The organism is Photorhabdus hainanensis (assembly GCF_018448965.1).
Taxonomy (GTDB): domain Bacteria; phylum Pseudomonadota; class Gammaproteobacteria; order Enterobacterales; family Enterobacteriaceae; genus Photorhabdus; species Photorhabdus akhurstii.
Genome location: NZ_RCWD01000018.1, coordinates 72,383 through 87,536, shown reverse-complemented (window position 1 = coordinate 87,536; position 15,154 = coordinate 72,383). Strand labels below are relative to the sequence as shown.

The following is a 15,154-nucleotide window of genomic DNA, read 5'->3' as shown; positions in this document are numbered from 1 at the left end:
TTGGCTGCGCTCACTCACCCCGGTCACATAGTTATCTATGCTCCCGGGGATTCGCTCCCTTGCCGTCGCGATGCAACTTGAAATCCATAGGGTATAATAGGAGTTTAAATAGTGTAATAATGCTGATAGAAATACGATTTAAATAATATGACTATAATGTTTCTATATTATTAGGTTCAAAGCGCCAACCGTTATCTACCCAACCATTCAAATCATAGTCAGATAAACATTTATTCACTAAATCATTACATTGATCCATTATTCCAGTGGCTTCACAATGTTTCAGCATATCAAGGCGAATTTGTTCATGATTACCAGCATAATTATGTTCATATAGTTCATGACGCCCGGCGAACTCACTCCCTAATGCATCCCAAAGAAGTTTAATGAGTTTCTGGCGTTCAATAGCAGATTGGTTAGTACCCTGATAATAGCAATCAATCAGTGGCCTAACCTCCGTATTTTCAATATCCAACCAACTTGAAACTTGCATAATAGGCGAGCCTCCCAATATCGTGTTGAATATAGGTTTTAACTGTGACATGACTTGAGTGCTGAAATATCTCACCGTTGTGGCCACATCCAATTTAGGTATTACAGAACCGTCGTCTCTTTTTTCGGGATTTTGACAAAGATTTTCTGTTAACGACCACATTAGGTTGCGTATAGCAACAATATCAGCCAAATGGCTCCTGACTCCTCTGAATTGATCTGAACCATTGGATTTCAAAACATTAGCAAATAGCCCACATATCAGATCCATTTTAACGGCCAATCTTGTACCTGACTGCAAAGGGTAACGATTAAGAAAACCAGATACTGAATAGAAATTTCGTGCTCTCTCTATATCTCGATAAATCAATACATTTTCCCACGGAACAAAAACATTATTGAAAATCAAGACGGAATCATTTTCGTCAAAACGACTCGATAAAGGATTATCAAACGGGCTTAATGCCGACGACTCATAAGATTTTCTACATATTATTTTTAGATTGGGAGAATTCATTGGCACTATAAGACATAGAGCAAAATCCTCTTCCCTGCCCTTCTCATAATGGGTGGCGCTGTTTTGTGCAACAAAGGTAGCATTTGAAATTGCCGCACTCGTCGCAACCATTTTTACCCCTTTGACAATGATTCCCGCATCAGTTTCCTTTTCGACATGCAAATAAATATCTCTCATATCTGAAACATTCTTAGCCCTGCCAACAGGGGGATTAACTAATACGTGGTTAAGAAATAGTACCTTCCGCGCACTTTTACGATACCAGGATAGAGCGTTATCACTAAACGAGCCATATATTTCAGGAGTCGAACGCAACGTAGCCGTAAACCCTGCTTTATAATCTGGTGTTCTTCCCATAAATCCATAGGTTAATTTTGCCCAATGTGCTATGGCATCTCGTGCTTTTAATAAATCCTTAGCGGACTTGGACGGCATGAAATACCGATGCGTTCGATAGCCGTCAGGATCAATATCGGTTAATATCTCCTGAGAATCTGAATTATGTAACGCGTCATAGAGTCTAGATATCGAATAAGCACTATTACGGAATGCCTTATGTGTCGTAACATTACGCACTTTTTGCCCATATATTAATACATCACGCCCATCATCTAAGCTACTAAGATATTCTTCACCGGTCATCATTTCATTCTTATCAACACTTGCCATACTATTACTCCTTATAACTCTCTATCTTGAGTATTAATAAAAATATTTAACTATTAACATCACACCAGAAACTAATACTACAATATTAACCAGTTTCAAGAATTGCTCACGCGACATTCTCAACGTAATATACCGACCAAATGTAATACCAACTAACATGCCAGGAGCAAGTACCAACACCAACAAAATTAAATCAGTATCGAAATATACGCCAGCTAAACCAAAAATTACTACTCGCGTTAATGTACTGAGACCAATAAGCGTTGTTTGAGTGATACGCATAGCCTCTTTATTTTCAATCCGCCCGCTTAGATAAATAGCATATAGAAAACCACCGCTACCAAATAATGCACTGAATACGCCGCCAATTAATCCGAAAGGGAACGAAGCAGTCGATGAGAAATTCCGATTTGGTTTTAAGCCACTCAAAGAGTAGACAGAATAGAGAACAACAAATACACCTAAGGCAAGCAATAATATTTCAGGTTTAGTTTTAAGTAATATCGCCGCACCAATAAGGCTACCGAAAATCATCAATGGAACAAGGCGTTTTAATTCTTTCCAATCGGCTTTACGTCCGTCACGACTAACATTAACGATCGCGGCAAACATATCTAGTAATGCCAGCAAGGGAACAATTTTAGCCACCGGAATATATAACGCTAGTACCGGGCTGGCAATTAAGGCCGTACCAAAACCAGCAATTCCAAATATAATGTAAGCAATCAACAAAGCACCGACTATTACGGCATAATTTGAGTAAGTTAAAGCATCCAACATTTTTTTCTTAGCCTATTTTATAAGTGGTTAATGAGATCATATTCACGCTATAGAACAGCCCAAACCATATTGTTTCAATTGACTAAGGCGGCTGCGTGTACGCGAAATATCCGCCAGTTCAACACCATCAAACATTTTATCATCCAGTGGGCGACAGCCGATCAAAAAGAGCTGGCAGCGTTGGTCATAAAGCACATCGACCACATTAATAAAACGTTGTTGAGCAGCGCTGGAGACCTGACCTAATTCAGGAACATCCTCAATAATCCAGCATTGATAGCGTTCACTTAAAGCCAGGTAGTCCATTACCGCTGTCGGACTGCTGCACAGATCTTGGAAAGTCAAATGAATTGTGCCATTGGCAGCAGATAATACAGACAACATACGGTAGCCAACTTTTAGATCTATAGTCGACATAAGATGTTCTGGCAAAGACAGCTTAATACGTTGTTCTTCATTCCCAGGCCAAACATAAGCACCTTGGCAAAAAGGATCGACATCATTACCAGCCAGACATCGATAATCAATTTCTCCCTCCATCGAAACTATCTTCATATTTTTTTCAATCAACTGAATAGCAGGTAAAAACCGCTCATGATAAAGGGGATTTGCCAGTAAATCATTAGGAGGATAATTTGAAGTTGTTATTAAGACTATACCACGCTGAAAGATAAAATTTAAAAGCCGGCTAATAAGCATTGCGTCTCCAATATCATGCAGATGAAATTCATCGAAACACAATAATTGGCAGTTTTGTAGCTGAGTATGTAAAGTTGCTTCCATTAAATCCTTCTTTCCTGCTTGAAGGTTCATTAATTGATGAAGTTCACGAAAGAAATGGTGGAAATGGACTCTACGTTTATTTTTTATAGGCGCCGCCTCGAAAAAAGTATCTAGTATGAAACTCTTCCCTCTTCCTACCGGACCCCAAATATAAATTCCCTTTACACAGGGACGTTTAAACCAAGAGCGACGAAGCATCGTATTAATTAAACATACCATATTCTCGACGACAGATATTTGATATTTATCAAGCGTGTATTTATAAAATTGAGCTTTTTTTTGAATAGCTTGTTGTAGCTCTATACCTTTCGCTCGCTTTTCCATATATAAACCAGACCCTTAGTGTTTAACTTATTAAAATAAAAACTAATAAAATCGCAGTCCATTTTTAGAAAATTATTCCCTAAAATAAATAAACACCAACAAAGGGAACTGCACAATAGCCTAAAGTTGTTTTTATGATTTTTATGATTCCTATCACATATGTATCACATAGGAATAATAATGTCATACCACTATGTTCTTTGACACATTTCTCAATAAATTCACAGGCTTTTGATAATAGTAACAAGTTATTTTTAAGGATCTTGTTATCATCAATTATGCAACGGAAAGATTAATTAACTGAAAAAATATGATCTCACTCTCAATAAACCAAATGGAAAATATGATGAGCCAGACATATCTCATAAAGTATCTGGCTCGCCTCTGCTACTTCATCGTGAATTCAACTGACCATGCGTAGGTAGCAATATTAGTAGAAGTGATGGTTGCGTTACAAACAGCGCCTCCACTCGGTGTTGCTCCTTTATTCCATTTTGGAATTTTAACGCCATTAACATATCCGTTCACAAAGGTAGTCATAAATTCGCAAGTCTTAACCCCTATCTTATATCGCACCATCGCATAGTTTACGTCCGGTGAAAGCGGGCTTTGAACCTGATAAATATTGACTCCTCCCGGCGCTACGTTCGAACTAGGTTTGGGTGTCGCGTTGACATAGGTACCGGATTCATTATTAGTAATGATGGTATAAACAGCATCCGAGCCACCAGACGCACCAAGATGCTTAAATGTAACTGTTACCGGCGGACCTGCATAAGCAATACCTGTGGCAGTTAAGGAAGCAGTTGCAAACAGGGCCAACAACGATTTACGTACTAACATGTTAGATACTCTCCTTTATGTTGTTTAGATTGGCTTACTGCGTTTTAATACAACTTTCTTTTCTATAATTTATTTTTACGTACAATATATACTCAATCTCATAAAGTAAATTTCCACTTTATGCCTCTATAATATAGACCACTTTTGCAGAATTTATTTAATATAATGCGCCATTAGTAGGATTTAAGCATTTTTTGAAATGGATGGAGAAGCCCTTCATGTTCACATTTTGATTGACAGTTATGGTCGAGATCTTACTTTGCTGTAGCGCAAAGGAGGTAACGAAAGATCATCAATTGCAGATTTAAAAAGTTAAATATTGTGACAAATGAACTGCCAATATATAAACCTTCACAATGAGATATTCCATCCCAATTAGGTTATCTGATTAATGAGATTAAATCCGTTATTTCTGCCCAGCAATTTCAACATAGCCTGCTTCCAACCCGCTCACCTCTACACCTTGAGGAACAGCATGCCCCGGCGTCACTATAATTTGCTGAGTTTGTGCGTTTACTTCACGGCGATAGTTAACGAAAGTTCGTCCATCAGAGCCGGTATGTAATGCCTCAGCTGGCACGGCCAATCCACGTTCATTGCGATAGGTGACAATAGCCAGTTTCGCACTCATATTCAGCCGGATACGCTGCCGCTGTTCGGGAGTAAGGGGAGCAATCGCCACTAATAGGTCATAGGTTACACCCGCTCCCTGCATTTCCTTTGAATTCCCCTGTACACCAATTGTTTTAATTTGCCCCTGTAGAGATAGCCCGGCAAAACCATCACCGGTGATCTCAACCGGCATTCCTTCATATACTTGATGAAGGTCAGCCTCTTCAATACGCGCCACCGCCTGAATTTGTTCCAAATTAATCACCCCTAACAGAGGTGTTCCCTGAGTGACACGAGTCCCCTTTTGAATAAATAACCCCTTATCTGATTCCGGTACCTGAGGGCGAATAACAATGCCATCAAAAGGCGAAATCAATTCACGTTGCGCTTGCTGGGTTTGAAGCGCTTGATGACGCGATTGGGCATTCGCTAATTCCATATCCGCAATCTGGCGATTCTCCCCTGTACCCTTATCAAGAACAGTACTCAGCTCCGCCTTAGCGGCAGCAAGATCAAGCTGTTGGACTCTAACCTGCTGTTCCAGTGTATCAACCTCCATACGGGGAACAATGCCACGCTCGAACAAAGCCCGAGTATCGATTAACTTGCGTTCGGTATCACTCAAACTGAATTGCGCATTGGTTAAAGTTCTACGTACCCTGGCGACATCGGGACTGTTCTCCCACCCCACCAAATCTTGTACAGTTTTCTGGGCTTTTAACAGTTCCGTGAGCGCCTGCCGCAACTGAATGTCCAACTGTGTTGTGTCAAGACTCAACAGCGGTTGCCCGCGCTTAACGCGCTGGCCTTCCGTTACCATCACTTCGGCAATAACGCCATCAAATGGCGCGGCGATCGTCAAACTGGTTGCCGCCTGAATACGGCCAACTAACCCAAGACGATTTTCCAGTAATTGAGGTTCAACATGTACCCACCGTTGCGGTGATGATGTATCAGTTGAGGAAGAGAGGAAAACATAAGCAATGGCAGCCCCAATGACTAATGCAATAGCAAGCGTCATCAGCCAACGCGTCTTATATTTGGAACGGGCAAGTCCCTTGATCTTAGTCGTTAAGTGCAATATCCCAACTCCCTAACGTGGTGCCCAATGTTTCGTCCAACTCCGCTTGTGCGTTTAAGTAGGTGATCAACGCATTGAGACGAACATTCTCGGCATTGCGCAAATCGGTTTCAAAGCTCAATACTTGAAAGTTGCTGGAGCGGCCCACCGTCAATTTTTCACGTTCAATTTCTAGCTTGCGCAAGGAGAGATCCCTGGCACGTTGTGCGATCTCATATTGACGCCAACGCGTGCCAATATCGCGCACCGCATTACCCACATTACGTTCCAGTGACTGTTTCGCCTCAGCCAGACGAATGTCCTGATTCTGAACATCAACCCGCGCCCGCACTTCCGCCTGACGCTGACTCAAATCACCAATGGGTATCTCTACCTGAACACCGGCATAATTTTCCCAATTACGGGAACTATTTGACCCTGTTCGATCTCGTATCTGGCTGGCTCCACCAACCAAAGAGACATCCCATAAACGTTCGTTACGAGCAACTGTCAGGTTAATTGCAGCCTGTTCCGCGGTAATCAATTGAGTAAGATACGATGGTTGTTGCTCTTGTGCTAAATTCTGCGCCTGTAGCAGGTTAATATCTACGCGTTTAGCTTCCAATCTATCAGTCGCCTTCACCTGAGTTTGTAAGTCTAAGGCGAGCAAACGCAGTAGTTCCAAACGACTGGTATCCAATTGATTAGCCGCTTCCTCCGCGGACAGTTCCTGCATTGCAACGTCAGCCTCGGTCTGGACAATCTCAAAAGCAGCCATTCTGCCTGCGGAGATCATGGCTTTGTTAACTTCCAGCAATTGACGCGAACGTTCAAGAGCATCACGGGCGATTTGTAATTGTTCTTGAGCACGCAACAATTCACGGTAAGCCATGATAATTTGCGTGATAGTCTGGGATACCGTCGTTTTTAGGTTCAAACGATTTGTCTGCTCCATCAATTGAGCGAGGCGTACAGGCGCTGTCGCCACATCTTTGCCGGCACCACGCAGCAGAGGCTGAATAACCGAGAATGAAACACCATCATTACGGCTACGACCCGCATTGTCTGCCCATGTCGTTCGATTCGTCCAAGACAAACTAAATCGAGTGCCATATTCTCCAAGCAGCGTAGAGGTGGGGGTAATCTCGCTTTGGCGATAACGATCGCTCTGATTGCGGGCAGCAATATAACGGCTATTAATCAACAATTTGGGCGTAAAACGGTCCTCAGCAACGCGTAAATCGAATTTCTGCGCAATCCGATCCAGATAAGCGCTGCGAATCGAACGATTGTTTCGTAACCCTAAATAGATTGCATCACTAAGCGTCAGACCAATAGTTTGCTGATTAAGCGAAATTGTCTTCGCCGCAGGCATGGTTGCCTGTGATGGATTCAACTGTTCCGCTAAAGCCTGTTTGATAGATGCGGCTATTATCAGGGCAATGATGATGCCAATAGCACGTTGAAAAACTTGGCTAATCATCGCGAAGCGCCTCTACAGGTTGTAATCTGGCCGCCGCTAATGCCGGATTGATACCGAAAAACAGACCGATCACTAATGAACTGGCGATACCCAGAGGCAAAGAGAATAGAGATAACGTAAATACCCAGCCCGAAAATTTTACAAATAGGTACCCTGCCGCGACCCCCAACAATGAACCAATCATTGCGCCGGCAATGGACAGAATGGCAGCCTCCAACATAAACAGCATACCAATATCAACAGGCCGAGCGCCCAAAGCCATACGAACACCAATTTCACGCCTGCGCTCCGAAACATTCATCAGCATGACATTCATCACGCCTACCCCTCCCACCAGCAACGAAATTCCCCCTAAGCCCGCGAGCAAATAGGAGAATGTCCTCGCCTGACGGGTCAATCCATCAAGCAATTGTTTCGGGATCTCAACTTCGACACGACGACCTTTTGATAATGAGACCAGGTAGTCACGTAGCGACGCCGCGTCACTGCTTAGCGTTGTTGTGTCACGCGCTCTGGCAACGACGCTGCCAATTTCTGGCGCAGACCGCAACCGTCGCATTGCTTCAATGGGCAGTATGATGGAATGATCAATAGAGCCGGGGAGTAAAGGGTTCGGCCCCTGAGCTGCGAGAATTCCTATCACTTCAAACAGATATTCCCCAATTTGCAATTGACTGCCTACTCGAATAGGTTGATTGGCTACTTTTAATTGTTTGGCAATATCCGCGCCAAGCACGGCATAGGTGGTTTGGCGATCATAGTCCGATAGAAAACGTCCCTGCTCGATCTGTAAATCCAGCACCGCAGCCAGATCAGAGGAGGTACCGGTAATATTCGTATCGATTCCTTGCCCGTGAAAGCGTACACGAGTCGAATATAACGTGATAGGCGCAGCATGTGTAATAGTCGGTATTGTACGAGTCAGCGCCTGAGTATCCAGCGTAGAGGGCGCGGGTTTGACATCGACACCGGGAATAAAAGCAAAATGAGCAACTAAAATATTGCTTCCCATACTTTTAAAAGTGCTGATAGCTTCATTAACAGCGTTATGACCGATGTTTAAAAGTGCAATAACCGAAGCACATCCGACTGCAATACCAAGCAAAGCAAGCAAGGAGCGTTTTCCTAGCAGGCGCAGACTACCCAGTGATTCTCGCAGGGCTTGCGTGAAGGAAAAACCGTAGCGCCCAGAATTCACATTAAGCATCGGGGCTACCCAGCCACAGATCGGTTTCGGAAAGCCGCCCGTTGTTAACATAGAGACAGCGCCGCATGTTTTTGGCTATGGTTTCATCATGCGTAACCATGACCAGCGTAACGCCTTGCTCACGGTTCAATGACAGAAGAAGCGCCATGATATCTCGCGCCGTCGCACTATCGAGATTGCCTGTCGGTTCATCCGCCAAAATCAGAGAAGGCTTACCAACCAAGGCTCTGGCAATGGCGACACGTTGCCGCTGCCCCCCGGAGAGATCAGCCGGACGATGGTAAATACGGCCAGCCAGACCAACCAACTCAAGCTGGTATTTCGCCTCCTGCCGAGCTAGAGAACGAGAATATCCGCGATATAATAATGGTAGCGCGACATTATCTAACGCCTGCATTCTGGGAAGTAAATTGAAACTCTGAAACACGAAACCAATTTCCTGATTTCTTATTTTCGCCCGTTCATTAGGAGTAACATTTGTTATATTAACGTCCCTAAACTGAAAATATCCAGAAGTGGGTTGATCCAGTAAACCAAGAATATTGAGTAGAGTACTTTTACCCGAGCCGGAAGCGCCGACAATCGCACAACTTTGTCCGCGCATGATAGTGAATGATATTTTATCAAGTACTGGGTAATATTTTTCCCCCATACGATAAGATCGACAAATATTTTCCATATGAATCAAGGCTTCCTGACATGAGGAAGTCGTGATTGTCATGTCTGATTTATTCATCGTTTTTTACATCCATTAAACGTATCACTGACTCCATTGGGTTGTTTAGCAGGTTTTATATCATGGGAAGATCTTCTTGTAAAAGATTACGGCCTAAGTAACAAGCACAAACATCGAACAGCGAAAATATATTAGATTTACTTAACACAATTTCAAACCATCCATTGCATTTTAGGGTTAATCCCCCCAAATTACTCCTGCCTACTTTGGCATTGCGTACATGCTTTTATAAAAATTCAGGAGATACAGGGCGCGAGATCAAAATGTATATCTAAAAGCTCTCGCAATAGAAAATTATCAGATATTGGGGTAATGGCTATGAAATTAAAAAAAATCTTTGGTATTGGTAGCGCTTTATTGTTAACTATGTTCTCACAGACAGTAGCTGCGGCAAGTGGCAGCTATCACTCTTCAGTTGTTTTGCCCACACTGTATTCCAAAAATTTCTTAGAAACTGTTAACGTTCCTATTGTTGGTTCTCCCCCTGCAACAGGAAAGATTACCAATGTATCTTGGACTTGGAACGTTGTTGGATGGCCTAAGAATTTATCGGTTTATCTTTGTCAGGGAGATACCAGCAGTTGCGTAGATATATCACGCACGCGAAGAATGTCGACAGCCGCATTTAATAATAGAAGCCCAGCCCAGCAGTTCCTTTTCGCCTTAAGTGTTGGAAACGGTAACGTTATGCCAATAGCAGGTCAAACCGGAGAAATTACTGTCAGTTGGCAATAACATTTCAATAACTCTCCAAAGATTGCCGTCAGTATTATAGGCGGCAATTTTGATTTGCTTTGAATATTGTAGGGTTTAAGAAAATTACTAGATGATTTCTTCAAGGATTATAGACATTCACCCTATTCTTATAGTGCTTTGCCGCTTTAAGCAGCTTAGAGTTTGCTTTTGGCGGATTTTCCAAAGCTGCCAACAAAGCATCAGCCCCCTTCATCGAAAGATGTAAGGTTTCAGTTCGTTCAGTCGCTATTTGTATGATCTCTTGAATCTCTGTGGAAATTCTTGCAACTAAACGAGTCTCTTTGCGTTCTGTATTAGTAGCCATGATTTCATCTGCATTTTTAATCCATATAAACATGGTGCCATTATGGCATAAAAAATAGACGTTCATTAATATGTATGTCGAAAAGGCACAATATGAACATCCAAGAATGTATTATTTTCTACCTGATAATAGATAACGACGGCCTCGGCCGCCATCTTAGTCTCCCTCAGATAATTAATCCTGCGGTAATTGAACCCCTTTATAACCAGATAAAATCAATTCCCATTCCTGTTGGGCAAACCATATCTGGGTTTTGTCATCATAATGAATACTATCAGGCAGAAAAACACCAAACTCCGGCGCCTTTCCGGTATAGTCAGGAGAATTCCGTGCATCAATTAGCGTTCGATATTGGGGAGCATCAGCGATAACATTGTTAATTGCTTCAAGTACATAACGAGTGTTAATAGGTTCAAATACAACCGAAAGTGGATAATACAATCTCCACGGTATACAGCGAGAACCCAAAGCATCACTGATACCAGTAATGATGCGGGTAAAATTCTGCTCTGATGCCTGTGCCGCCAATAAACTTTCAGTTTCTGCTTCCCACTGGTTCCAATGAACAGCCAAAATACGAGGATTTTTACCTAGTTTACGCAGTGATTCGACCGCCATGCGCAAAGTTCTGATCGCACGCGGATAGAGCGATTCCACATCACAGGGATCTCGTTCAGGAGCCCAACGGTTATTCGGCGGATTATCCAGATACATGCCCTGCCCGCCCCACCCCATTAAAATGACATAAAGATCAGGTAAATTAAGCGCATTACCCCGGTTAATGTGGCCTTGCCAAAGTTTGGCAAAACGGTTGGCGACATTGACTGGATGATCCTGATTGCCAATAGGTAAACCGATAGGAGTGCCAATATTGGCATTACCAAAGCTAGTCAGCCCTGTCCAGTTAATTGCGGGAAAGTCAATGCTGTAAACTTCTGGCTGAGATAATGTAAATACGTTTTTTAAACCTTGTGTAATTTTTTCACCTTGTGGTAATTGTGTTCCATGACCATAACTGTTGGATTGCCCAAGTATGATAAATAATGGCGCATCATTGGGCGCCCACGGAGAATATTTTATTTCAGGTAAATAAGGTTGTTTATTTGTCATCAGTTTTCCTCTTGAGATGATTTAATTTATTAGGTCTATTCTCTTCGCCAAAATAATAATTAATTTCTGGCAGATAAAAATCATCTGGTTAATTAATCATATTTATAATCCGAGAATGTAAAACTGTTTTAAATATTAATTTTCTGTTTCTAATTTAAAATATAATCTGATATTGTTCTTCACAAATCAGTTAATTATATTTCATCTTGAAAAATACACTTATTAGTAGAATATAGCAAATAAAAATATAACTCATAAAAACAAGCCGGCTTGATAAATAATGTTCAGGTCTTTTTTATCATAAAAAATAAAAATGTTTTTTATTGTGTTTATCATTGATGATATTTTATTTTTGAATAAAAAATTTACTGAAAATATATATTGCATCTAATTACTACAAGTTATAATAACACTACAACAGAAATAACAAAATAGTTCTATGATAGATGTTCTAACCAGTTCCCTATATGTTAAGGAGTTGGTTATTTATTTCTAAGCTTCCTTAACGAATATACCTTAAATTCTACGAGCTTGCCAAAAAGCTTTTTTCCAGTAAACATTATTCATAGATGAACGAGTAACACCTTTATGGGTTGATGCATGAATAAACTGGTTATTGGCATCATAAATGCCAACATGTAACCCATGCTCGCCACTACCTGTTCTGAAAAAGACCAAATCACCCGGCATTAAATCGCTTTTATCAATACGGGCGCCTAATTTTATTTGCCCATCGGTAGTGCGAGGTAACTGAATATCAAACCGGTCACTGAAAGTACGGTAAACAAAACCAGAACAATCTACTCCCCGACGATCCATTCCTCCATAATGATATGGCGTACCATGCCATTGATTAAGCTGCTCCTTAAGTTGAGCAATTACCATGATGGGATCAGAAAGCGCCGTTTTTAACTCAGGCGCCGGTGTCCTGGGGGCGTGGCTGGAACAGCCAATAAGTAACAGACTGAGCAACAATAGCAGCTCTTTTGTTCTTATTATCATTACCCCCTCCTCATAAGATCAGCAAAACAAGTTAACTCTATCCGGCACTCGATAAAAAAACAAGGTTGTACTTTAAGTAAAACAGTTAAATATTCTTCATTCTGGACGGCTAATCAACCAGACACCACACAAAATGAAAATGACACCCGCAGTTTTCAATAATGTGATGGTTTCATTAAACCAAGGCAATAAAGCCGCCATTAAATAGACAAATACATAACTTAAGCTTATTAACGGATAGGCTTTATTTAATGGTAAATATTTTAACGTGAATAACCAGCACAGCATAGATAATAGATATCCGGCCAGACCGGCCATTACCATCATCAGGGAATGGCGATGACTCCACAGCCACTCAATATCAAACCAATGCAAGCCAAGATTCAATGCCGGTAAATTGACAACACCCCATTTCAGTAATAACTGGGCTATTGTCACCAGTAATACGCTAACTAACCCCCAAATATAACCTTTCATTCATTCAAGCTCATCAGCAAAATTCCTAACATGATAAATACAACTCCACTCCAATGTTTTCTGCCTGCTTTCTCCTGATAGAAAAATTTCCCCGCTAACGTGACCATAATAAAATTTATACTTAACATGGGATAAGCAATTCCTAATGGCAATATCTGCAATAGACGAAGCCAGAATAACATGCCAACAGCCAATAGAATCACAGCCCCTATCAACCATTTCAGCGCAGATACCCGCTGATAAATATCACTCTGCCAACATATCACAGCCTGTTTCTGACATAACTGACCAGCACATGTCAGTAAGCTAACCAGCAACAATAAAGTGAAATTTATCATGGTCGCTTCTCATAAACTAAAATAGCAAAGCGATAATTGCGATTAATGTGATCCGCTTTTGGCAAATCAGGTAATTTTTCATTTTTATATAAATGAAACAGTACTGATACCCGCCCTTCTTTACGCGCTTTCTCTAACCATTGTGGAAAATCTTTATAACTGATATATCGATATCGGCTATCTGGATAATTCAACCCATATTCCAATTCACCCCAATTCTCAAGCATATAAATATCGCTACGCTTCATCTCCCAAGCCACCGTGGTTGCAAGACCAACACTTTCCGATAGAATGTACCGACTGTCTGCAAGGTCCTGATGATGTAACTTAATAAAACTTTGCGGTAATTTAGAATTAACGGTATTCTCAGGCAACGCATTACCTATCACTAAACTGACAACTATGGAACAAAATGCCGACCACAACCAGTATTTTCCATTCAACGCAAAACACAGATAACCAATAATTCCCCAAATACCAAAAGCAACAATCGCTAAAACCCATTTAGGCCATTCTGATGGTTGATATAAAGAGTGTTTTGTTACTGCTTCCATAGCAAATAGAATCATTACCGCCATCAGACCAATCAATACGTTAACCATTCCATTGATCTTCAGCAATTTCATTTTGCCATCTCTTACGCAATCAACGCCAAATTTAGCCATCATCATTGCCAATGGCGCCATGCAAGGCAAGATATAGGTCGGCAGTTTTCCTTTCGCGATACTGAAAAATAAAAATGGTACGACAAACCAGCAAAGTAGAAAAAACATTTCAGGATTGGATTTTCTCTCTTTCCAACCTTTAATCACCGCGCCGGGTAATAATCCCAACCACGGAATCACACCAAGAATAAGAATCGGTATGTAATACCAGAATGGTGCAATATGCTGTGCGTCATCGGAAGAAAAACGCTTAATATGCTCAATCCAGAAGAAATAATGCCAATAGTCAGGCTCCCGTTGGGCAACCGCAATCACCCACGGCAAACTGATTGCTACCGCCGAAATAATGGCAAGTGGGCCAAAGTATATTATTTGCAGAACCCGCTTCTGATAAATGACAATGGGCAACATCGCAATGACCGGAACGGCCAATGCCAGAAATCCCTTGGTCATAAATCCCATACCACAGCATAAGCCCAGTACCAGATATGCCATAATCCGCTGTTTGTTACAATCGGATTTTAACGCCCAGAAGCTAGATATCATGGCAGCCGTTATCCATAAAGAAAACATTGGATCGAGTACGCTATAAGTGCCAATGGCAAATACCAGAAACATTGAGATGTAAATAAGGCTGGCGGCAAAAGCAATATGCCGGTTATGCCACATCATCATAGCAAGTCGATATAATAAAATCGCGCTGATAAAAATACAGAAAACCGACCCAAAACGAACAGCAAAATTATTATCACCGAAGATCCATTGGCTAATATTATTAATCCAATAACCCGCTACTGGTTTTTCAAAATAGCGAATATCCAGCAAATACGGAACAATCCAATCCCCTCGTTGCAGCATTTCTCGGCTAATTTCTGCGTAACGGGTTTCATCAGGCTGCCATAGCAGACGGCCATTAAGGGGTAATAAATAGGTGAGGATAAAAAAAAGAGCCATCAGAAAGGCCCCCACTTTACACGCCCGGTTATTTAACATAGA

15 protein-coding genes are annotated in these 15,154 nt (G+C 41.5%); 1 reads left to right on the top strand and 14 read right to left on the bottom strand.

Features of this window, described 5'->3' with window-relative positions:
• Positions 1 to 151 precede the first annotated feature (151 nt).
• From EAE92_RS12750 to EAE92_RS12715, 8 genes are all read right to left on the bottom strand, one after another.
• Positions 152 to 1,678 (bottom strand): 4-hydroxyphenylacetate 3-hydroxylase family protein, encoded by a 1,527-nt coding sequence (locus tag EAE92_RS12750; protein ID WP_214068345.1) that lies wholly within the window; start codon positions 1,676 to 1,678, stop codon positions 152 to 154.
• A gap of 33 nt (positions 1,679 to 1,711) precedes the next feature.
• A complete protein-coding gene (locus EAE92_RS12745; RefSeq protein WP_036775912.1) occupies positions 1,712 to 2,458 on the bottom strand; it encodes a sulfite exporter TauE/SafE family protein in 747 nt (248 codons plus the stop codon).
• Positions 2,459 to 2,500: 42 nt separating this feature from the next.
• Positions 2,501 to 3,565, bottom strand: coding sequence for a cell division protein ZapE (zapE, locus tag EAE92_RS12740; protein ID WP_214068344.1), 1,065 nt, complete (start codon positions 3,563 to 3,565; stop codon positions 2,501 to 2,503).
• A 387-nt stretch (positions 3,566 to 3,952) separates the two neighbouring features.
• On the bottom strand, positions 3,953 to 4,408 hold the full coding sequence (locus EAE92_RS12735) for a hypothetical protein (protein ID WP_214068343.1): 456 nt from the start codon (positions 4,406 to 4,408) through the stop codon (positions 3,953 to 3,955).
• Positions 4,409 to 4,814: 406 nt separating this feature from the next.
• Entirely contained in the window at positions 4,815 to 6,041 is a 1,227-nt protein-coding gene (locus tag EAE92_RS12730) for an efflux RND transporter periplasmic adaptor subunit (RefSeq protein ID WP_214068367.1), read from the bottom strand.
• Between the two features lie 43 nt (positions 6,042 to 6,084).
• Positions 6,085 to 7,563, bottom strand: a complete 1,479-nt coding sequence (locus EAE92_RS12725) for a TolC family protein (RefSeq protein WP_214068342.1) — start codon at positions 7,561 to 7,563, stop codon at positions 6,085 to 6,087.
• Positions 7,556 to 8,770, bottom strand: coding sequence for an ABC transporter permease (locus EAE92_RS12720; protein WP_246545171.1), 1,215 nt, complete (start codon positions 8,768 to 8,770; stop codon positions 7,556 to 7,558). The genes EAE92_RS12725 and EAE92_RS12720 overlap by 8 nt, the downstream gene beginning before the upstream one ends.
• Entirely contained in the window at positions 8,763 to 9,506 is a 744-nt protein-coding gene (locus EAE92_RS12715) for an ABC transporter ATP-binding protein (protein WP_377312141.1), read from the bottom strand. Before EAE92_RS12715 ends, EAE92_RS12720 begins: the two co-directional genes overlap by 8 nt.
• Positions 9,507 to 9,824: 318 nt before the next feature.
• Here EAE92_RS12715 and EAE92_RS12710 point away from each other — a divergent pair, with 318 nt between their 5' ends.
• Positions 9,825 to 10,241 carry a flagellar protein FlhE gene (locus EAE92_RS12710; RefSeq protein WP_246545170.1) on the top strand — a complete coding sequence of 139 codons (417 nt, stop codon included), beginning with the start codon at positions 9,825 to 9,827 and terminating at the stop codon, positions 10,239 to 10,241.
• A 100-nt stretch (positions 10,242 to 10,341) separates the two neighbouring features.
• Here EAE92_RS12710 and EAE92_RS12705 read toward each other — a convergent pair whose 3' ends face one another.
• The 6 genes from EAE92_RS12705 to arnT form a co-directional block, all read right to left on the bottom strand.
• Complete coding sequence (locus tag EAE92_RS12705) at positions 10,342 to 10,566, bottom strand: type II toxin -antitoxin system TacA 1-like antitoxin (protein WP_246545169.1); 225 nt, start codon at positions 10,564 to 10,566, stop codon at positions 10,342 to 10,344.
• Between the two features lie 174 nt (positions 10,567 to 10,740).
• The gene (locus tag EAE92_RS12700) at positions 10,741 to 11,676 is read right to left on the bottom strand and encodes a hypothetical protein (protein ID WP_214068340.1); all 936 of its coding nucleotides are present in this window, start codon (positions 11,674 to 11,676) and stop codon (positions 10,741 to 10,743) included.
• Between the two features lie 516 nt (positions 11,677 to 12,192).
• Positions 12,193 to 12,678, bottom strand: coding sequence for a C40 family peptidase (locus EAE92_RS12695; protein ID WP_105397158.1), 486 nt, complete (start codon positions 12,676 to 12,678; stop codon positions 12,193 to 12,195).
• 96 nt (positions 12,679 to 12,774) lie between these two features.
• Positions 12,775 to 13,155 (bottom strand): 4-amino-4-deoxy-L-arabinose-phosphoundecaprenol flippase subunit ArnF, encoded by a 381-nt coding sequence (arnF, locus tag EAE92_RS12690; RefSeq protein WP_110090626.1) that lies wholly within the window; start codon positions 13,153 to 13,155, stop codon positions 12,775 to 12,777.
• The gene (gene arnE, locus EAE92_RS12685) at positions 13,152 to 13,493 is read right to left on the bottom strand and encodes a 4-amino-4-deoxy-L-arabinose-phosphoundecaprenol flippase subunit ArnE (RefSeq protein WP_214039430.1); all 342 of its coding nucleotides are present in this window, start codon (positions 13,491 to 13,493) and stop codon (positions 13,152 to 13,154) included. The genes arnF and arnE overlap by 4 nt, the downstream gene beginning before the upstream one ends.
• On the bottom strand, positions 13,490 to 15,151 hold the full coding sequence (gene arnT / locus EAE92_RS12680) for a lipid IV(A) 4-amino-4-deoxy-L-arabinosyltransferase (protein WP_214068339.1): 1,662 nt from the start codon (positions 15,149 to 15,151) through the stop codon (positions 13,490 to 13,492). Before arnT ends, arnE begins: the two co-directional genes overlap by 4 nt.
• Positions 15,152 to 15,154 lie beyond the last annotated feature (3 nt).